Source organism: Candidatus Cardinium sp. TP, assembly GCF_025215055.1.
Lineage (GTDB): Bacteria > Bacteroidota > Bacteroidia > Cytophagales > Amoebophilaceae > Cardinium.
In genome coordinates this window covers 50,446-70,834 of the sequence record NZ_JANAVR010000002.1, presented here as the reverse complement: position 1 = coordinate 70,834, position 20,389 = coordinate 50,446, and the positions used below count along the sequence as shown (strand labels likewise).

The 20,389-nt window shown below is 38.8% G+C and carries 21 protein-coding genes and 2 tRNA genes; 13 read left to right on the top strand and 10 right to left on the bottom strand.

What is annotated here, in order from left to right; genetic code table 11:
- Positions 1-122: 122 nt before the first annotated feature.
- Complete coding sequence (locus NLX65_RS00820) at positions 123-1,475, bottom strand: hypothetical protein (protein ID WP_260536131.1); 1,353 nt, start codon at positions 1,473-1,475, stop codon at positions 123-125.
- Between the two features lie 99 nt (positions 1,476-1,574).
- Positions 1,575-1,832 (bottom strand): transposase, encoded by a 258-nt coding sequence (locus tag NLX65_RS00815; protein ID WP_260536137.1) that lies wholly within the window; start codon positions 1,830-1,832, stop codon positions 1,575-1,577.
- Positions 1,833-2,177: 345 nt separating this feature from the next.
- On the opposite strand from NLX65_RS00815, the gene NLX65_RS00810 reads away from it, so the two are divergent.
- The 5 genes from NLX65_RS00810 to NLX65_RS00795 all read left to right on the top strand — a co-directional run bounded on the left by NLX65_RS00810 (position 2,178) and on the right by NLX65_RS00795 (position 4,151).
- Positions 2,178-2,573 (top strand): IS3 family transposase, encoded by a 396-nt coding sequence (locus NLX65_RS00810; protein WP_260536129.1) that lies wholly within the window; start codon positions 2,178-2,180, stop codon positions 2,571-2,573.
- 168 nt (positions 2,574-2,741) lie between these two features.
- Positions 2,742-2,933: an AAA family ATPase gene (locus tag NLX65_RS04065; protein WP_445083364.1), complete on the top strand. Its 192-nt coding sequence runs from the start codon at positions 2,742-2,744 to the stop codon at positions 2,931-2,933.
- Entirely contained in the window at positions 2,879-3,439 is a 561-nt protein-coding gene (locus NLX65_RS00805) for an AAA family ATPase (RefSeq protein WP_260536127.1), read from the top strand. The genes NLX65_RS04065 and NLX65_RS00805 overlap by 55 nt, the downstream gene beginning before the upstream one ends.
- A gap of 1 nt (position 3,440) precedes the next feature.
- Positions 3,441-3,629 carry an AAA family ATPase gene (locus NLX65_RS00800; RefSeq protein ID WP_260536125.1) on the top strand — a complete coding sequence of 63 codons (189 nt, stop codon included), beginning with the start codon at positions 3,441-3,443 and terminating at the stop codon, positions 3,627-3,629.
- Between the two features lie 129 nt (positions 3,630-3,758).
- Positions 3,759-4,151 (top strand): hypothetical protein, encoded by a 393-nt coding sequence (locus NLX65_RS00795; protein ID WP_260536123.1) that lies wholly within the window; start codon positions 3,759-3,761, stop codon positions 4,149-4,151.
- On the opposite strand, the gene NLX65_RS00790 is transcribed toward NLX65_RS00795, so the two are convergent.
- The 3 genes from NLX65_RS00790 to NLX65_RS00780 all read right to left on the bottom strand — a co-directional run bounded on the left by NLX65_RS00790 (position 4,087) and on the right by NLX65_RS00780 (position 5,847).
- Complete coding sequence (locus tag NLX65_RS00790; RefSeq protein ID WP_260536121.1) at positions 4,087-4,368, bottom strand: transposase; 282 nt, start codon at positions 4,366-4,368, stop codon at positions 4,087-4,089. The genes NLX65_RS00795 and NLX65_RS00790 overlap by 65 nt on opposite strands.
- A 131-nt stretch (positions 4,369-4,499) precedes the next feature.
- Positions 4,500-4,985 (bottom strand): type I restriction enzyme HsdR N-terminal domain-containing protein, encoded by a 486-nt coding sequence (locus tag NLX65_RS00785; protein WP_260536120.1) that lies wholly within the window; start codon positions 4,983-4,985, stop codon positions 4,500-4,502.
- Positions 4,978-5,847 carry a metal ABC transporter permease gene (locus tag NLX65_RS00780; RefSeq protein WP_260536119.1) on the bottom strand — a complete coding sequence of 290 codons (870 nt, stop codon included), beginning with the start codon at positions 5,845-5,847 and terminating at the stop codon, positions 4,978-4,980. Before NLX65_RS00780 ends, NLX65_RS00785 begins: the two co-directional genes overlap by 8 nt.
- A gap of 163 nt (positions 5,848-6,010) precedes the next feature.
- On the opposite strand from NLX65_RS00780, the gene tmk reads away from it, so the two are divergent.
- A complete protein-coding gene (gene tmk, locus NLX65_RS00775) occupies positions 6,011-6,796 on the top strand; it encodes a dTMP kinase (protein ID WP_260536117.1) in 786 nt (261 codons plus the stop codon).
- 183 nt (positions 6,797-6,979) lie between these two features.
- Positions 6,980-7,915 (top strand): polyprenyl diphosphate synthase, encoded by a 936-nt coding sequence (gene uppS, locus NLX65_RS00770; protein ID WP_260536114.1) that lies wholly within the window; start codon positions 6,980-6,982, stop codon positions 7,913-7,915.
- A gap of 82 nt (positions 7,916-7,997) precedes the next feature.
- On the opposite strand, the gene NLX65_RS00765 is transcribed toward uppS, so the two are convergent.
- Positions 7,998-8,768 carry a BPL-N domain-containing protein gene (locus tag NLX65_RS00765; RefSeq protein ID WP_260536103.1) on the bottom strand — a complete coding sequence of 257 codons (771 nt, stop codon included), beginning with the start codon at positions 8,766-8,768 and terminating at the stop codon, positions 7,998-8,000.
- A 234-nt stretch (positions 8,769-9,002) separates the two neighbouring features.
- Here NLX65_RS00765 and NLX65_RS00760 point away from each other — a divergent pair, with 234 nt between their 5' ends.
- Positions 9,003-10,859 (top strand): DNA topoisomerase IV subunit B, encoded by a 1,857-nt coding sequence (locus NLX65_RS00760; protein WP_260536101.1) that lies wholly within the window; start codon positions 9,003-9,005, stop codon positions 10,857-10,859.
- A 191-nt stretch (positions 10,860-11,050) separates the two neighbouring features.
- On the opposite strand, the gene NLX65_RS00755 is transcribed toward NLX65_RS00760, so the two are convergent.
- Positions 11,051-11,122: transfer RNA gene (locus tag NLX65_RS00755), tRNA-Arg, on the bottom strand.
- Between the two features lie 402 nt (positions 11,123-11,524).
- Here NLX65_RS00755 and ruvC point away from each other — a divergent pair.
- The 3 genes from ruvC (at position 11,525) to NLX65_RS00740 (ending at position 17,242) form a co-directional block, all read left to right on the top strand.
- Positions 11,525-12,100 (top strand): crossover junction endodeoxyribonuclease RuvC, encoded by a 576-nt coding sequence (gene ruvC, locus NLX65_RS00750; protein ID WP_260536100.1) that lies wholly within the window; start codon positions 11,525-11,527, stop codon positions 12,098-12,100.
- 151 nt (positions 12,101-12,251) lie between these two features.
- Positions 12,252-12,851, top strand: coding sequence for a hypothetical protein (locus tag NLX65_RS00745; protein ID WP_260536098.1), 600 nt, complete (start codon positions 12,252-12,254; stop codon positions 12,849-12,851).
- Between the two features lie 152 nt (positions 12,852-13,003).
- A complete protein-coding gene (locus NLX65_RS00740) occupies positions 13,004-17,242 on the top strand; it encodes a translocation/assembly module TamB domain-containing protein (RefSeq protein ID WP_260536097.1) in 4,239 nt (1,412 codons plus the stop codon).
- 18 nt (positions 17,243-17,260) lie between these two features.
- Here the strand turns inward: NLX65_RS00740 and yihA are convergent, their stop codons facing one another.
- Positions 17,261-17,863 (bottom strand): ribosome biogenesis GTP-binding protein YihA/YsxC, encoded by a 603-nt coding sequence (gene yihA, locus NLX65_RS00735; RefSeq protein ID WP_260536095.1) that lies wholly within the window; start codon positions 17,861-17,863, stop codon positions 17,261-17,263.
- A 41-nt stretch (positions 17,864-17,904) separates the two neighbouring features.
- Between yihA and NLX65_RS00730 the strand changes: the two genes are divergently transcribed.
- Both NLX65_RS00730 and NLX65_RS00725 read left to right on the top strand, forming a co-directional pair.
- A complete protein-coding gene (locus tag NLX65_RS00730) occupies positions 17,905-18,276 on the top strand; it encodes a hypothetical protein (RefSeq protein WP_260536093.1) in 372 nt (123 codons plus the stop codon).
- A gap of 284 nt (positions 18,277-18,560) precedes the next feature.
- On the top strand, positions 18,561-19,268 hold the full coding sequence (locus NLX65_RS00725) for a glycoside hydrolase family 25 protein (RefSeq protein ID WP_260536090.1): 708 nt from the start codon (positions 18,561-18,563) through the stop codon (positions 19,266-19,268).
- A gap of 403 nt (positions 19,269-19,671) precedes the next feature.
- On the opposite strand, the gene NLX65_RS00720 is transcribed toward NLX65_RS00725, so the two are convergent.
- Positions 19,672-19,744: transfer RNA gene (locus NLX65_RS00720), tRNA-Thr, on the bottom strand.
- 261 nt (positions 19,745-20,005) lie between these two features.
- Positions 20,006-20,362: a 50S ribosomal protein L19 gene (rplS, locus tag NLX65_RS00715; protein ID WP_114909981.1), complete on the bottom strand. Its 357-nt coding sequence runs from the start codon at positions 20,360-20,362 to the stop codon at positions 20,006-20,008.
- Positions 20,363-20,389: the final 27 nt, after the last annotated feature.

Sequence of the window (20,389 nt, the reverse complement as noted above, 5' to 3'; positions counted from 1 at the left end):
GCCTAATGTTTTAGCTAGTTCCAATAACCCTAATTTAGGCTTGATAATTTTTTGATGTAAGTTCATAGTAGTTAAGATTTATATCATCATAATTTAACAATTGTCAGATTAAATCCTAACTACTACACATGATACGTCTTTTGCAACATTATATTTGCTTCTGAAAGACTAGCATAACTGTTATTATCAAACGCTCTTATTTGATCTGGTGTTGCCCTGTACCACCGTAATACCCTATTATGCATTCTATAACCATCTTGATTAAAACGCTGCAGTAGTTCCTCTACGGATTGTAGGCCAATATTTGCTTCCTGTAACTCCTCTTGCTTGTGGTTTAGCATAGATCTGAGATGTTGCTTATTATCATCTACCCTACCCGCATCCTTAACAGCAAGATTTTGTAGTTTTTTTTGTTTATTTTTTGTACTTGTACTTTTTTTTGTTGAAGTATTATCTGTTTTTGTCTTAGCCTTACTGGATGCAGGGCCTTTTATAAATAATATTACCTCATCGACTGTTTGTGTGGGCGTTTGTTGTGCATTTTTGAAAGCTTGCTTGATTTTTTCTTCAGCTTCCTTGTTGATTGCTATTGCTTGCAAGATATGTATAGATTCGATATAAAATCGAAGGGCCACATCTATTCCCTTATCCTGATAAAGTTGGACCGTTTTATCGATCATACCTAATGCGGTAAATCGTTCTGGATGCATAGCATGGATATATGTTATAGGCAATGCAATCTCTTTGCGCCTATTATATAACGTTTCCATTACTTTAAAATGCTGCTTCACTACATTTAATGTAGCATTGTGTTCAGCTCGGATTTTTTTAAAGAAATCATAAGTAATATTATCAGATGCTTGACTACTTTCTTGCTTGTTCTGTTGTTGCTGTGTTTTATGGTATACATACTTTTTAAAACCAGGTTTGGTGCTATCTTTACGCATTACGCCTTCCATATCATTAGCTATCTTCTCGAAGGCTACATATATAACATTCGCAAATGTTACTCCCTGTGCATAACGTTCTCTTGCTTCCAAAGCAACTTTTTCTATTTTAATACATTGATTTATCCCTTTCTCACTCAGCTGCTCTTGCAATAACCATTGGCCGTTTGCAAACAAATGACCATTTGTTATTACTATATCCTTTATTACCTCTAATAAAGCTGGTCTGTCTTTTTTTTCATAATCAGATAATTTTGTTAAAGGAGTTATACTATAGTATTTTCCACCTTTCTTTCTCAGAAAGAAAGGCAATATGAAAGTGTTTTTGGCCTCTCCTATATAGGCTTGCAACTCAGATATCCCAGATAGTAATGCGCCAGTTCTGCTAATGCTACTACTATTGCTAATATTTGCTTCTACTATTTTTTTGTGACTTTCTAAAATATCTTTCTTATCAAGGATGTTGTAACAAAGCGTTACACAAGAAGAAACAAGAACGAATTTTAAACAAAAAAGAAGGTAAAACATAATAAGAGTAAACTAGAAAATACAAGTAATCCATATTCAAGCTGCCTAGCAGACGTGTAACCAGCTTGGCAGATGTGATCATAATACGATACGATTAGCTTAAGAAAAATTTACATGATTAGCAAGGGTCTTCCCTTCATATTGTGTAAGAAGTTTAACATCATTATCAGTGATAATTTGCTTACTGGATAAGCCATTACGTGCATGCTCTGAATCACTACGTGCATACTTATTATAACCTAAATGGTTATCCATTTCTGATGCTAACGCTTTTTCTACAAGACACTTACTTAATTGGTTGAGTAACCCGCCTTGATCAAATAGGCTCGATAGGTCTACGCCTGAGTCTAGAAGTATGCCTATGGCCTTGCTTATCCCATCTTTTGGTAAATCTTTTTTTTCATTGTGCTAAGTTTTAAGTGGTATTATTTACAGAAATATAAAACCTAAAAAATATTTACACGGTATCTAATACCAGCACTTGAGCGACCTTATTCCAGCTCTTTAATTAAGATAATCTTATAATACAAACGTACGACGATGAACTTGCCAAGGCCTTAGGGAAGGCTACCGTTGAGCGGAGATTGGGCAGTGGGAAAGCTAAAGAGCTTCGATTTACTAAGTAAGAAGAGTCTTGTCAGATCCAAGCTTCCCCACTTATCCAAGGTAAGACAATGTGCGTTATTATCGATAAATCGCTCTTTGATATATTACAAATCTAAGGAATTAAACGACTGTAATTCAGCTATTTTAAAGAAAATAGATTTGATTTACAGGGAACATCCAGCATATGGTTATCGCTATATATACAATCAACTACAACAATATGGCTTTAATGTAGGCAGAGATCGTGTGCTTAAATATATGGGTGTACTGGGTATATCGGCCATTTATCCCCATAAGAAGCCCTCTATTTCTTGTAAAGATGCTCAGCATAAGGTATATGGTGGTTACTTGTTAGATAAATATTGGGTCAACTCTGGTAAGACAAAGCAGGTGCATGTACCTAAATCGAATCAGGTCTGGAGTGGGGATATTACTTATATTCGAACCAATACTGTCTTATATGTATCTTTCGGTTATTATAGATTGGCATAGTAAAGCCATACTAAATTATCGATTATCCAATGCTATGGATACAACGCTTGTAACAGACACATTGGAATAGGCACTGAGCAAATATCCTGCACCAGCGTTCTTTAATAGTGATCAAGGTAATCCGAAGAAACCAGTCCACTATACTAATAAACCTTAAATATTCTGATCATGAAAAAATTACCAATTGGAGTTGATAGCTTTCAAGAATTAGTAAGAGACAATTATCTTTTTTGTGATAAAACGGCTATACTTGCTGAGTTTCTGGGTAAGGGAGATAAAGTTACCTTAATTACTCGTCCTCGTCGTTGGGGCAAGACACTAAATATGTCAATGCTGCAATATTTTTTTCTGCAGAAGTGAATGGGGTAAGTACAGCAGGTTTATTTGATGAGTTAGCAATTGGTAAATTAGAAGGTGGTGCGTATGTTGAGCAATACCAAGGAAAGTATCCGGTGATTATGCTCAGTTTTAAGGATGTGAATGCAGATAACTTTCAGGGAGCTTACAATGCGGTGTATGAATTAATAACGACTCTTTATGAATCCTATACCTATTTATTTAGTAGTGACAAGGTTAATAAAATACAACTAAAAAAACTTTATAGAATTGTAAATAATGAGGCTAATCAACAAGCATTAGAAAAATCTTTAAAACTCCTCAGTCAATGCCTTTACCAGCACTATGGTCAAAAGGTTTATATTCTGATAGATGAATATGACACCCCTCTCAATAAAGCTTATGGCCATAAGTCCTACTTGGAAGCTATGGTTTCATTTATGCGTAATCTATTTAGTTCTGCATTAAAAGGGAATACTAGTTTAGCAAGAGGCGTATTAACGGGGTATATTACGTATTTCAAAGGATAGTATGCTATCTGGATTGAATAATCTAGAGACCTATACTTTACTAGATGAAGAATATAGTGCGCACTTTGGATTTAGTGAAGATGAAGTTTTATCCTTATTTAAAGGAAAGGGTATTAGTACTTCCATGGAAGAAATAAAAAGCTGGTATAATGGGTATAAGGTAGGGAATGTAGTGATGTATAATCCTTAGTCTATTATTTCCTGTATCAATAAATCGGGTCGTTTTGATATCTATTGGGTCAATACGGGTAATAATAACTTAATCGAACAAAAGGTACTTACTGCTCATTCTGATATCAAAGAACAATTTGAAGAGTTAATGCGCGGGGAATCCGTAACTACATCTATCAACAAACACCTTGCTTTTGATATCCTAGATAAAGATGATACATCTTTTTGGAGCCTTCTGTTATTTGCTGGCTATTTAAAAATGGTAGATGCTGTATTTAATAAAAGAAATAGTCTTTATGATTGTACGCTAGCTATTCCCAATCAAGAGGTAGCTACCTTCTATAACCGATTTTTTGAGGAATGGTTGCTCAATAAATTTCCTAGCAGGCGTAGGTATGATACCTTTCTCAATCATCTATTAATTGGAAAGGTAAATGAATTTACACGAGACTTAAGTCGTTATCTCCTACAAAGTGCTAGTTTTTTTGATGTTCATTACGGCAAACAAAGTGAAAGTTTTTACCATGGTTTTGATCCTTAAGTGCACTAATTTCTTCTTTATAAACGCTAACAACCTTTGATGGATCAAAGGTTGTGGAGGCATTCTCTAAAAACTGACGTTTCCAATTTTGAAGAGTTTTACTAGTGACGCCATATTTAGACGATAGCTGGGCTATCGTTACATCTTCTTGTAGTAAGGCTAATACTATTTTAGTCTTTTCTTCCGAACTAAAATGCCTGATCTTTTTTCTTCCCATCTGATTAATTTATTTTATGACTCTAAAACTAAACCATACGGAAAATAAAATAAAAACTTTTTGTCCGAGTTTTTTAGGCCACTATAGTCCATAAATATTTTTAAGTATGTGGACGTCTAGGATGCGAGGTACTAGTGGGTTGGTCTACATGCGTCATAGGTTGGAATATAGCTTATCGCTTGAAATTGCCTTGAGGCTGCTTCCCACTGCCAACAAAAGTGGTTGATTCCATTGGTGACTACCAAGTGCATTACAGCAAGCTGTCGGTTGTATTGCATCATTTGCCCTAAGGTTGCGTTGGTGAGGGTGATATAGGGGGCTTTGCATTCTACCACCATCTTAGCGGTACCCAATGTATCGCAGCATATAATATCAGGCCTATAATACCTTTTGCCCCCATATATTCTTTTTTCCAAACAGCATAATCCTTTAGGATACCCACAGTGATGAATCAGGTAATGCAGCATATGTTGCCGTACCCATTCTTCTGGCGTGAGCAATACATATTTTTTACGTACCGGATCTAAAATATAGGCTTTATTTAATACTTGCTTGGTTTTATAATCAAAGGAAGGCAAAGTAAGTGGTAGCATATGCAACCTATTTATCTTATCCATTTTTTTTGAACATGCGACAACACCAAGAAATAAGAAAAGAGCTATAGGCGATAAGTGACATAATCAGTACAATCCAAGGCCCAGTAGGCATAGCAGGAACCAGATAGGAAATAAAAGCCCCTGTTAAGGAAGCAAATAGCGCAATCAACGTAGCAAAGAGCATGATATAGGAGATCTTAGCTGTCCAGAATCGTGCAGTAGTAGCTGGTGTAATTAGCATGGCACTCATCAATACGACACCTACCGCCCTAATGCCAATGACAATGGCCAGGACCATTAGACTGGTAAACAAAAAGTCCATTTTTTTAACAGGAATACCGATCGATTGCGCAAAAAGACGATCAAAAGCAATGACCATAAATTCTTTGAAGAACAAGCATAAAACTAAAATGATAAGCAAGCCCAACCAGAGTAGTAGTACCACATCCTCCCGGAGTAGGGTGGCCGCACTACCTAATAAAAACGATTTTAAGCCCCCTTGGCTCGCTTGACCACTATGTTGCAGTATAGATAACAAAAAACTACCAAAGCCAAACGCTACGGAAGCAACCATAGCAATGGCTGCATCTTGCTTTATTTTGGAATGGGCTGTGATTTGATCAATGGTTATAGAGGCCAGCCAACCTGTAATAAAAGCACTTATAATAAGCCAAATAGAGTTTTTTTCTCCAGTTAGGAAAAAAGCCAAACAACTACCAGGCAGTACGGCATGTGCAATGGAATCGCTGATTAAAGTCTTTCTTTTGAACAAGGCAAATGCACCAATCATAGCACTACTGGTACTCAGCAGGATGGTGCCTAATAGTACATTGCGTACATTGGGATCAGAGAAGGAAAAAAAATCTTGAATAGCGCCCATCATATATAAAATTATTCTTGCACTACTGTATCACTAGACTTCGTTTGAAACGCGCTTATGCTTGAGGTACGGTGCTACAAAACCGCAGCGTACAGGTGTACGTGAGAGGCTTGACCACCCTATCAACGTGCAAAGGACCAGTAGTGCTTTGCAAGCAGTCTACTGAATGAGTTGGGTTGCAATATACCTAAATTTCAGGAAAACTGAATTGTTTAATGGGTCGTGTGATTTATTTGTATTTTTAGGTGGTGCCATTGGTTTTTTAGCCTTAGCCGTAATTGTAGTCTTGACCGTGAAATATATGGAAAATTTGATCATCCGTAGGCAACGTGGCCCATTTGTTTTGGTTGTTGAAGGGGTAGACCTTGCTGGGAAAACGACTTTGGCGTACCAGATTCAAGCTGCGTTAAACCAATTTTATCGTGTAAAATTATTGCATGATCCTAAAGGGAATAAAAATACAGAAGTAATTTGGCAAACCATCTTAACGCTTAAAAGTGAAGGTGCCCACCCTATTACCGAATTTTTACTCTTTGTAGCGGCACGCCATGAATTGATTCATCAAGAAGCATTGGTAGATGATGTAGATGTGCTTATCTTTGATCGATTTATTTTTTCTACCATAGCCTATCAACTCACACATACACCCCAGTATTGGGCGCCTTTTTTAACCATACATCGTACCTTTTCTGGCTTAATGCCAGATCTATGCATATACTGTGATATCGATTTCGATCGCTTCCAACTGCGCAACCAGGCCAGAAACAAACAGGACGCATTTGATCAAATGCCTCAAAAGCGCTTTGAAGCCATTAAACAGGCCTATCAACAAGCACTCCAACTCGATCTATGTCCTTATTTGCAGATCAATCAACAAGATGAGGCTGCTGCATGCATCAAAAGCATTAGCGCATACATTGCCATCCAACGGTCACACCTTGAATCCAGTTAAATTGCTTTTCTGATCAACTGCTATAGACCCCTATAGCGGGCAAATAGGTCTAGGTTCTTTTGGATTATATTATGATTTTTGTTTAAATTGTTGCCGTATCCTCACAAGTCGTGAGGTCCTGCCGCTATATTTTTTCTAATGGTGTTGGATCCTATTGATTTAAGGTAAAAAGAAGCTTTTCAGATGCGTAACCTCTTTTCTGTAATGACAGATAAAAAAAGAACATTTTCCCTTACTGTAGTGAATTTATGTGGCAAAGTATTTGTAATTTGCGTGTTGCTATTTACCCTACTACCTGGATATACTTCTTCTTCAAATCAGTATGATACCAGCCCGTCACCTAGCTTACAAAAAAAACCAAGGCATGTCGCCATTATTATGGATGGTAATGGCCGATGGGGGAAGAAAGCTATAGGAGATAGATCGTATGGACATAAAAATGCAAAAAAAGCGGTCAATGAGGTGATAACTGGATGTTTAGAGCAAGGCATTGCCTACTTAACCTTGTATGCTTTTTCTACTGAAAATTGGAATCGTCCCGCGCAAGAAATAGATACCATTTTTAGAGTGATTACGGAAGGTATTGCTGAGAATATCCATCTATTTTCTAAATATAATATTAAATTTCGTGTGGTAGGGGAGACAAAGGGGATACCTGATTTTTGCTGGGAAAAATTAAAAGAGGCCATAACGCTTACCAAGGATAATACTAAATTACACTTAACCGTTGCCATCAACTATGGCGGTCAAGCAGAAGTAGTAGCTGCCTCTGAGGCGATCGTCAAGGATGCTTTGCATAAAATAGTGCATGAATTTCTCAATAAGGGATTTGATAGCAATTCCCGTTTTGAGCACTTTATTAAATTTGCACATGATTATCATATTAAAATTACACCAACTATATATAAAGAATATTTAAATACAAGGCAGTTGCCTGATATTGATTTGTTGATACGTACAGGTGGACAAAAACGCATAAGTAATTTTTTGCCTTGGCAATCTGCTTATTCGGAACTGTATTTTACAGATTTATATTGGCCAGCTTTCAAGAAAGAAGATTTGATAGAAGCTTTAACTTTTTTTCAAAAACAACAACGGAACTTCGGTAGTGTTGTGTAGCCTAATCCAGTAGCCAAGCAGGGCTTTCATGCAGTCGCAAAGTGAACGCTATTCCCTGAATGCTAGGTATAAGAAAGCAGGTTTATTGAATGGATAATAGGGCTAGTAGATGTTTCAATAACTTAATTCTTTGTCTGTTATACCTTTTTAAAGTCTTTCGAATAGACTTAAGCGATGGCGCTCGCATCATGTAAGGGTCATATTCTATATGGACACCACTTAAAATGACACGCCCAAGGCCATACTTACATTGTATTATGGCCGCTTCTCCATATTGATAACGGGCTAGTACGGTTGTATCGTCTATCTTGTCTGCATCAACAAAATAGCCTCCACCATTATAATAGAGATAACATGCTTGAGCATCTGTAGTTATGAGCACACGTGCAGCAGATGCACCCTTATAGGATCCATAACAATAAGGTGCTAATATAGGGCCTTTGACTACGCCTTGAAATAAGCCCAGTGCTCTAGAACCTATAACCTCAATAGGTGTTCCTGGTGCAAACACGAGATAGGTCCCACTGTAATAACTACCCGCGCAGATGCCTAAAAAGTTTCCACCACCTGATAGATAATCTTGTATCTGTTTGTTCCCTTGACCTTGTAAGCTTTGGATATAATAGAGATCTCTGCCTCCTGGTAAAATGAGTAAACGTACCCCTTCTAGCCCATACCCTTCTATGATTGCTGAAGCAGAAACATAGCCTACTGTATAACTTGGGGGTATATGCAACTTTAAGCTATATAAACAATGTTGCACACTTGTTTGAGCAACGCCTATATCGTTATATATTTTAATCACTTTATCATTATAATCAATCTGTATAGCGCCTATGTAGACGGATAGCATCCTTATTTCAGGAGATCACCGTGGGACCATCTATGGTCGGTTAAATATAAATTTTTTGTAAAAAATATAATATTCTCTTACCTTCCAGGTTCAGGATGTCCTTGTATGGAAAAGGGCCTGTTCAAACAACGTTTTATACAACAGATAGTGCGTCTAAATAGATTCCATGTTTTAGGTAGTGGGCAAGCAACAACGCGTCAGTTGGTTTCAAACGTATCATAATTTCTATCTAGTATGGCCATTCCTAATTATACAGAAGCAAATATTCGCTCCCTAGTCTGGCAAGAGCATCTCCGGTTGCGTCCTGGTATGTATATTGGCAAATTGGGTGATGGCAGTTTGCCAGATGACGGTATCTACATACTCCTCAAGGAGGTTATAGATAATAGTGTAGATGAGTTTGTAATGGGCTATGGTAAAAAAGTTGAAATAAAAATATCTGAAAACCAGAAAGTTTCTGTTCGAGACTTTGGAAGAGGCATCCCATTGGGTAAGTTAGTAGACTGTGTGGCTAAAATCAATACAGGGGGGAAATATGATAGCCAGGCTTTTCAAAAGTCCGTAGGGTTAAATGGGGTAGGTATAAAAGCCGTTAATGCGCTTTCTGCTTATTGTAAAGTGCAATCTTTTCGAGATGGGTTCACCAAATCAGCTACGTTTTCTGCTGGCGTATTGTTAGAGGAATCAGAGATCCTAGCTACCCATGAGCCCAATGGCACCCATATCATCTTTAAACCAGATGGTGTTATTTTTAAGCAATTTTCTTTTGTGCCCCAGTTTATAGAAGAGCAGATCGCGCACTACACTTTTTTAAACACAGGGCTTATTATACATTTAAACGGTAAAAAATACCATTCTCGGGGTGGATTGTTGGATTTATTACAAGCTAAAACGGCACCTGAAACCTATGCTTACCCGATCATTCATTGTAAAAAACAAGATATTGAGCTAGCGTTAACCCACCATCATACACTTTCTAATGAGGTCTATTATACTTTCGTTAATGGGCAATTTACCCCTCAGGGAGGCGCCCATTTAAATGCCTTAAAAGAAGCCATTGTAAAAACAATACGCGAATTTTATAAAAAAGAGTTTGATGTTGCGGATATCCGTAGTGGATTGATCGCTGCACTTTCCATTAAGGTGCAAGAACCTATTTTTGAATCCCAAACCAAAACAAAACTTGGCTCTCAACAGATGGGGCCTGAGGGTCCTACCATTCGTAGTTTTATTGTAGCCTTTATCAAAAGCGAATTAGATAATTATCTACACAAAAATCCATCTATAGCGGAAATAGTACAAAGGCGTATTTTGCAGTCTGAACGTGAACGTAAAGAAACAGCTGGCATTAAAAAGTTAGTCCATGAAAAAACCAAGAAGGCGAATCTACACAATAAAAAACTAAGGGACTGTCATATTCATTTTAATTCCAAACATCCCAATCGTCTAGATAGTACTATTTTTATTACAGAAGGTAATTCTGCTAGTGGTTCTATTACTAAATCCCGTAATGTGGACACACAAGCTGTATTTTCATTGCGTGGTAAACCATTAAACTGTTTTGGGCAGTCCAAAAAACTGGTCTATGAGAATGAAGAGTTTAATCTATTACAGCATGCTTTAAATATTGCCAATGGACCAGATGGATTGCGGTATAACCAAATCGTTATTGCTACAGATGCTGATGTAGATGGCATGCATATCCGGTTGCTTATATTAACCTATTTTTTGCAGTTTTTTCCAGAACTAGTCTATAGTGGTCATCTCTATATATTAGAGACTCCCCTTTTTAGGGTACGCAATAGAAAAACAACGCATTATTGTTACACCGAAGCGGAAAAAGAGCTAGCCATCGAGTCACTGGGCGCACAACCTGAAATTACCCGTTTTAAAGGGTTAGGGGAGATATCTCCTGATGAATTTGCTCATTTTATAGGCGTAGCCATGCGGTTGGTTCCTGTAACACCAGCTGCTCATACGGGCTTAGCGGACTTACTGGCCTTTTATATGGGTAAAAATACACCAGAACGGCGGAATTTTATTATGAATAACCTTAGAATAGAGGGTGATCCTACAACGGCGTCTATATAAAGGTGGCCTCATTGTACAATCTAAGCCATAAGGTATTTTTAGTTTTAGCTGTATGCGTTCAGCGCAGTGGTTTTTATTAGGTATCTGTTCAAGTCATTGATTTTTTATCCACTTTTTTATCAAGAAAAAAGTGGGATAAAATGCATTATTAACCAGTAATGTGAACAGATACTTTTACCTTGGCAGCAGCGTGGTCTCGGCAGGAATCGAACCTGCATCAAAAGTTTAGGAAACTTCTATTCTATCCGTTGAACTACGAAACCAGTATGCCACTAATTTAGGTGATTGTTGACTTTTTTTCAACTATATAACGCTCTACGGGGGATCAAGTTAAGTCTTTGGATAGATACGTTAGCCGTAGCGGGTTGCATGAGGTAGGCTAGGCGGATGCTATTTTAGATTTTTTACCTAACTTCAAAGTATACGGTATCTGTTCAAGTCAGTGGTTTTTTGCATTAAAAGAAAAACGCCCCTGTAAAAAGTCGCGGTATAGAAAGTGGTATTTTACCGAAGGTTTGATTTTTTGTCCACTTCTTTATCAAGAAAAAAGTGGACAAAAAATAATTATTAAACAATGATGAGAATATATACTTTTGTTTGGCAATCAATAAAATATATTCCTTAAGTTGACGCCATTGCGTGAACAGATACGGCATACGATAGCTTTGAACCAAATCAACCCTATGCGTGGAAGAATTATTGTAGGATTAGATCCTGGTAGTGTGATTATGGGCTTCGGTATTATTCAAGAAGCGGAAACAGGTAATACTGTAAAATTAATAGAACATGGTGTTTTGCAATTAAAAAAATACAAAGGACATATGTTACGGATGCGTCATATCTATTTACATATGATTGCATTGCTGCAAAAACATGCACCAGATGAGGTAGCTGTTGAATCCGTTTTTTACGGCACCAATGTACAATCCATGCTTAAGTTAGGTAGGGCACAGGGCGTAGCGATTGCAGCAGCTTTGGCTTGTGAAATACCTGTAACGGAATATGCGCCACGTAAGGTCAAGCAAGCGGTTACAGGAAATGGAAATGCTTCAAAGGAACAAGTTGCTATGATGGTTGGCCATCTGCTTCACATAGCTACTCCATTTGCTTTTTTAGATGCGTCAGATGCATTAGCCATAGCTTTGTGCCATAGCCAACAACGTCTACCTATTACTGCTAAGCCTTACCATTTGGCGCAATGGCTGGCAGCGCACCCTAATGGCAAGGTATCCTCTTGTTAAAGGCTGCATTAGCTCAATACTCTATAGGTGCGCTGCAGGATGACCATTTGTATCTATTCAAGTCACTGGTTTTTTTCACGCAAAAAAACCAGTGCGCTGAGCACATACTTGCAAGTATGCTACTTATTGGTTATTATTAATAGTTGGGCAGTTGCTTATTGTTTTTTATGAAAAAAAATATATACCTATTAAGGTAGTTCTATTGATTGGGTTACTGGGTTTTCATACCCTCTCTTCTTGTGTCAACACAAGGCAAATATTAGCTTTGGATCTAGTAAAAGGGCAAATGGTAAGCTCCGGTGCAACGGATGAGCACAAATCGTCTAAGCGTGGTTTGCTATATAACTCGAGTGCAGTCGGCGTAGCGTTAAGGACGATGTTAGTCATCTTAACTATCTTAGCTGGATCCTCAATCGTACCTTATGATCAAGATAGGTCATTGGAACGTGATACAATCGATCGGGTTCATCTGGCGCCTGTATCATTACGATCAGACCTATTTGCGTCAAGTATGTCATCCATATCCAATAGGTATTCAGATACGCATAGAGGTAGGTCTAAAAAGCCGTTAGATGCTTTACAAGCAATAGGTAAACTTCAATTCGATAACCCATTTGAAGTGATCAGGGCCACCTCTGATACGAAAATAGCTACACTAGATGCGGTGCCTGGTCCATGTCAAGCATGCAAACCACTTTGCCTACATCGGGTTGAAAATGGTATGAAGGCGGCTGACAGCTGTAATCCTTAAGTAGTTTAAAGGTTGGATCTACGCCTAATTAACCTTATACTTACTATTCAATTTTCCGATATTTGTAGCATCATGTAAGGTAACCTTTCTACTACATCTCACAAAGATGTGCTAGCAAGGTTCCAGTAGACCCACCACCTCCTTTATTTGCTTTGAAAAAAATAGAAAAATCTTTTAATAAAATTAAAAAGTGGTGTTTAAAGCCATTCAGGAATCTATTGCTCGCTATCGCTATACTACCAGTAGCGATATGGGCTTTGTTGCATCTCCCTCTGGTACAACAACAACTGCTGCGGAGTGTGGTCAACTATTTGCATCAAGCCACCCATTACCACATCACGTGTGATGCGTTCCGGCTCACTTGGTTGCGCCACATTGCATTAGAGGGAGTAACCATTACAGATCCGCAAAATAAGCCCCTATTGACCATGCATGCATGTAAAGGTCGGTTTAATCTATTGAGTCTATTTTTGCTAAAGCCCGATATAATTGATTCCGTTTCAATCGTAGGGGGGCAATGGTATGTAGAAAAAAACCTTGATCAAGATGTGAATTTAATCAGCCTATATACCAATGTTATTTTACCCTTTCTACCAGAAACAAATAGAGATCTATATCTTCATAAGATTCAATTACAAGACATCAACCTATCTTACCATGATCACATAACGCAACAAACGGTTAAGGTAGAAAATATAAAACTAGCTATAAGCCATTTCCGATATGTTGCGGATCATTATTCAGGTAACCTCACGACCCTTTCTTGTCAAGCAACCAGTGCCATACCGTTGGTATTACAAAACCTAGAGGCCCAATTTAGCATTACGCCCCATAATATAGTGCTTAAAGATTGCCATTTGATTACCAAGCATAGCGACCTACAAGGGGATGTTACACTGAGGTACGCGAAACCACTTGGTACTGAGAAAAATATTGCCTTGGAAGCCATATTACATCAAACAGCCTTATCATCGCTTGAACTCAGTAAGTTCTCGGATTTTTTTAAGGGTTCCCATACGTTATATAAGCTGGATGGTGTAATCTCCTGGACTCCTCATGCCACGGCATGGAAAAACTGTGCACTTGTGTTTGGCGATAGTTATATTGAAAGTACAGGTTGCTATAATGGAATAGATGCAGATCTCTTTGTACAAGCAGGTAGACTCTATATGCATGACCTTCCCAAAAAGCCAGCAGGTTATCCGCCTCAGTTGCAATACATCGGTATCACCAATGCCAGAGTGGTAGCTAATACCAAAAAGGCCACACTAGCTGGTTCGTTTACTACGGATATAGGTGCCGTACAAACCGATCTAATCGTAGACCATTTAGGTACACCTAGGCAAAGTGTAAAGGGTAATGTAACCCTACATAAGGTAACGATAGCAGCTGTGCTGCCCTCGCTGCCTATTCAATCCCTTTCGGGCAAAGTGATGATCAAAGTGGAAGGTAATCAACCGCATACTTTAGATGCAGTAGCCCATCTAACAGAGCTCACAATCAACCATTATAGTTATAAGCAGATAGAGGCCTCCTGTAGGCTTTCCGATGCAATGGTAACCTTTAAGCTACATAGTAAAGATCCTAATGCCCAACTAACCGTAGCAGGTAGTTACCATATGGCTCAAAGTTTACAGGCAGATGGAATCATAGAACAAGTTCGTCTAGAAAAACTTGGTTTTACCCGAACTCCCTTATCACTTAGTACGAAATTTTCACTCGAAATCAGAAATATAATAAGTAACCGTCCACGGGGTACGGTTAGGTTGCATCAATGTGTTCTTCAGGGAATGGACCAGAAAGTGATCTGTAAGCAAGTGGTCATACAGGCTATAGAAAATGGATACAAAGATCTATTGCTCCTCACCTCTCCATTGATAGACTGTAGCCTACAAGGGACCTTTACACTGCGTGACTTAGTCCATCATATCAGGTATCTCGTTGCACGGCTTAACCATCCAGCGCACCGCCTGACGATACCTACTAGGTTGCATCTAGACTACGCCATCAACTGCAAAAAGATATTACCAATACTAAGATGGTTTTCAGATGATTTATATATATCCGATGCGACAAACTGTTGGGGTCATTTTTCCTACGATAGAGACTATCATTTCTCTTTCCATTTACCTGCCGCATCCACTATCTGCTTTAAACAGTGTAGGTTGGAAAATATCAAAATAAAATTGAATGTAGGTCATCTGATGGATACTAAAAAGCGGTTGATCCGGTTATATATTGCTTCAAACCATCAAGATTGGCGTCAAATCGTGCAAACGGATCATCTATCCTTTCGTTTCCTTATGGATAAAAATGCATTTACCCTATCCAATCAGTTGTTCAATGGCCACAACCACCTATCTATTGCCTGCTCCGGTACCCTGATGGATGATGGCATACAAGTTGACCTACTCCCTTCTAGGTTAACGACTAAGGAGCAAGTGTGGGTTATACAAGCAGAAAGCAGCAGTTTGATTTCTAAATCTGCCATAGCCATTGGAAATGTATCTATAACGAGTGGCCAAGCATCCATTTGTCTAGGGGGGCAACTTAACCAATTGCCCACAACAGATCCCTTACACTGCACCATACGTCACTTTCCATTCAACTATTCTTCATCTGTAGGGCCGCTGAAAGCTATAGTAGACACCAAGCTCGTAGTCCATCGTAACAAAGATCAGCTCATAGCTACGGGTAGATTACGGCTACAAGAGGCTACGATTCAAGATCATGTGATGGGCACTTTATGCACGAAAGTAGATTGGCATTTATTTGAGCATAAATTATCCCTAGCAGGCATACTTCAAAAAGATGGTAAGCAACTGCTACAGATAGATGGTTGGTATCATCTCCTCCAACCCACTGATCAGCTAGCCATAACGACTACGTTCAACCAAATGGATCTGGACCTATTGAATCCTTTGTTTGCATCTGTCTGTTCAGATATAAATGGGAAATTAAGCGGCCAGTTTCAAGTAACAGGTAGCCTCATGGCACCTAAGATAAATGGTAAGGGCGTCATAGATCAAGGTACATTTAAAATTAACTATTTGAACACCTGTTATCAAGTGGCTGGAGCCATTACAATCCAAGAGAATGCCTTACAGGTTGACCAACTTACGTTGCATGATGGCGCATCGGGTCATGCCACCTTATCTGGTCATATCGTAATAAAAAATGGATTTCCATTGACCCTTTCAGGTCATATGCAAACTTTTCATCTGTTAGATACCACGCGCATGCATAATCCGGACTTCTATGGAGATCTATATGCCACTGGAACGATACAAATGGAAGGTTCTATCTATGATTTACTTCTTAAAATGAAAGTCACCGCCGATCAAGGGACCTTTACCATTGTTGCACACGATAAAGAAGACATGGAGAATACCACAAAATTGGTAGAGATTGTCTATAATAAGCCTAAAGATCAGTCAGATCAATTGGCTACAACAAATGAAGATAGGTCGGCCATTAAATTCATCCTTGACCTAACCATACTGCCTACTATAAAGGCCCAGGTATTATTTGGCGGATATAACCATATCAGCGATAGTTTACAAGGTCAAGGTTCAGGAGCCATTCACCTAGAAGTAGGTACCAATCGCAAGCCTTATATGATGGGCAATTACCTCTTTCAAAGTGGCACGTATACGGTCTCTGTTTATAATCTCATTCAAAAAACATTTACGATTACACCTAATAGTCAAGTTAACTTTAACGGCTATCCCCAAGAAGGGATCGCTCATATTGGCGCATCTTACAAACAGGTTGTCTCTGTAGCAGAGCTTTATCCCCAAAGTAATGATAAACGCCCCCTTCCAGTAGAAATTCTGCTTTCTGCATATGGTACACTAGCCCATCCACATATTGCTTACCAGCTTTTCTTCCCAGTAAAAAGTATGGATTTTGAACTCAATACTGCTTTAGAGGAGTGTGCCGCAAAAGCGTTATTAGATAAAACCTATCTCAATAAGCAGATTTTAAGTCTGTTAATAGCTAAAAGGGTCTATAATGAAAAAAAAATAGATGGCTGGGATGCACTAAGCAATAGCATTAATGATTTCCTTTCTCAAAGCATACAAAATTTAATAGCTAAGATTGACCATAATCTAGAGATAGAAACTGATTTAGGTATGAATCAATCGGGTCATCAAAGTATATGGAAAAAAACCAGTATTAAAGTAAGTTATCTGTTGTTATCAGAGCACCTTAAACTTTCCAGTACAGTCGGGAGGAACTCTCGTTTCATTAATGATTGGGAAATTTCCTATCGCATTTCAAAAGCCCACCGTATGCATGTCAAGCTGTATCAACAACCCTTAAGTAGCGCACGGGCTGATCTGACGCTTTTTGGTGTCAGCTTTGCTTATACGAAGCAATTTGGGTAATAAGATAGATGCATTTATTCATTCATCTTTAGCTTGCGTAACCGCTTGGATATATCCAAGTACGTTTTCCATGCCTAGTTTATTGTGTGTAGAGACCATAAAGATAGGTGGCATGGTAGCCCATTCTTGTTGCAAGGTACGTGTTAAGGCCATGTAGTGTTTATGAGCGACCATTTTATGTTTCTTATCCGCTTTTGTAAAAATAATGGCAAAAGGGATATGATGCTGACCCAGCCAACTGATGCATTCAAGGTCAATGGCTTGCGGTGCAATTTTTGCATCCATCAACAAAAAGGCAGTAGACATATTTGGTCTGTGCAAGAGATAGTCCCGCAACATTTTCCCCCATCTTACTTTTGTAGCATGGCCTACCTGTGCCCATCCATATCCTGGCAGATCTACAAAATAGAGTTGGTTGTTCACTAAGAAGTGATGGATCAGTGCTGTTTTCCCAGGCATTTTAGATACCCTAGCCAATTGTTTCCGCTGTAAAAGCGCATTAATTAAGGAGGATTTGCCTACATTAGAACGGCCTATAAAAGCAACTTCTGGTTTAGTATCCTGGGGACACATTGTATAGCTCGCATTACTAGATATTAGAGCAATAGAATGGATTTTCATATACAAATTTCTAGTCATTAACCCAATGCGTATCATCATCTATGATTCATCTGTATCTGTTCACGATACTGTCTCATAATGAATTTTATCCCACTTTTTTCTTGATAAAAAAGTGGACAAAAAATCAAGCCCTCGGTAAAAAACCGCTGAAAGTGCCATCTTACAGATGGAAAAACAGAAAGCACCCCCTTTGGGGGCTTCAAAGGAAACTGTTTTTCCAAATCATCTGTATGATGACACTTTCTACACCACGGCTTTTTACAGGGGCGGTTTTTTTGACGCAAAAAACCATTGCGCTGAACATATACCCAAAGTTAGTGTTTATTTTAAATGCACCATTACTTATAACCAACTTCATCGACAAAGCATTACTTTGGCTAGTTGCAGTAGTGCTCTTTTCTATCCCATCTTAGTTGGTGCTATATGCGCCTGTCCTATAAAAATCATGCGTATGACATGAAAGTAAAGCAAACTGAGATAAGGAAAATAAAATAGTATAGGTAAAAGATTGCCTATTGTTTTGTTTTTTACCGTTACTTATTATAAATTCTATACATAATAGGTATCATATAAAATAAGTAGCAAAAATTCAAGTTGTGCATTATTTAGGCTACATGCATTTCAAATAAAGAGGTAAGCAGTCTGTTTAAGCCACCTGAGTAGCAGGATATGAGCCGAGATAATAAATAAACAGGCGATGGCTGGCCTGTCTGTATCGTCTAATCGATGGAATATGCATAAGCATTGCACAGGGAACGTAGCGCAATCTAGTTATGCAGAAGGCATAGATATCTCCCATCATCAAGGCGCAATAGATTGGCATCAGTGCACCCCTGGTAGCAGTGGTAAAACGTTTGTTATTGCTAAGGCAACAGAGGGTGCCACCTACCAAGATCCTAATTTCTTACAAAATGTGCAGCAGATGTGTGCGGCAGGCTTCCGGCCTGGTGCCTATCATTTTTTAAGGTTTGGCTCGAGTTCACCTGAAGCACAAATGAAAAATTTTGTATCTCAGCTAAGCAGCACAGGGCTGTTGGCTGACAAGGCCTCCATTATCGCACTAGATGTAGAGGAACACGACGGCGCTGATTGCACTTTAGTGCAGCATGTCACAGAACAAAGTGTACGGTATCTGAACCATTATGCCAAGGTAATGCCTTACATCTATACAAGAACATCTTTTTGGGATACGCATGTAGCAGTGACCCCTGATATAGTGAAACAATGTCCATTATGGATTGCTAGATGGCGTGAACAGCCGCCCTTAGCAGATGAGCTGCCAAGGGGTTGGTGTGATTGGACCATTTGGCAATATGCTAGCGGAGGATCTGTCCGGGGTATTATGGGTGCAGTAGATCTGAATAGGATGAAGGGGGGTATGAATGTGATTTGGAGAGGGGAGTGATTTGACCTATTTGTTCAGCGTAATGGTTTTTAAGAGTTGGTAGTACCTGTTCACGCAATGTCGTCAACTTAAGGGACATCTATTCTAACACAGGGATAGACATGGCTAATGTGTATGCGTCGTTGCCCATGTCCGCCAATAAAATTTGGCACACAGTAAAAGTAATGAAACGAACGGTTGTGCAGTGGGAAAAACAGAGACCTCCCACCGCGTGGGCTTTTAATGAACTGTTTTTCTAATCCGCTGCACGACGGTTCGTCTAAAGACTACAAGTTTACTGAAGCGCCAAGTTTTTTTATCGGTGGACATGAACGCTTTAAATGGACGGAATGGAAACAAACGCCCATTAAAACGACAGATACCTAATAAAAACCACTGCGCTGAATACATGCCCGCTATTGCGTGCCCCCTGCCGGAATCGAACCAGCAACCTACTGATTACAAATCAGTTGCTCTACCAGTTGAGCTAAGGAGGCAACTAAAAATGGTATCTGTTCACATTACTGGTTAATGATGAACTTTATCCTATACCACGATTTTTTACAGGGGCGGTTTTTTTGACGTAAAAAACCACCGCGCTGAATACATACAAAAAATGCACTGCTAGAAACAGTAAATCCATATATAAATATACAAAAAGGACGTTGTAACGCCTATCTAAAAAGGTGAGGTAAAACGAATTCCTGAATGGAAAGAAAGGTTACAACAACCACTATAGGTATATGCAACAAAATGCCTTATCTCAACTCTTTAATACGTGCTGCTTTGCCTTGTTTGCCGCGTAGGTAATAAATTCTAGCTCTACGCACACGGCCTTTCCTCTTTACTTCTATTTTATCAATGTTGGGACAAAGCAAGGGGAAAATACGCTCTACACCAACCTCCTTAGATACTTTACGTACGGTAAAGGTTTCCCCATTAGTATTAGGGTTTTTCCGTTGAATAACTGCTCCTTGAAATTGTTGAATACGAACCTTGTTCCCTTCTTGTATTTTTACATGTACGTTGATGGTATCTCCAGCCTTAAAAGAGGGGAATATACGGGCAGGTTGAGGGTTACACATCGCCTCAACATATTTTATTAAGTTATTCATGACCGGTTAGAAAATTACATAAAAGTT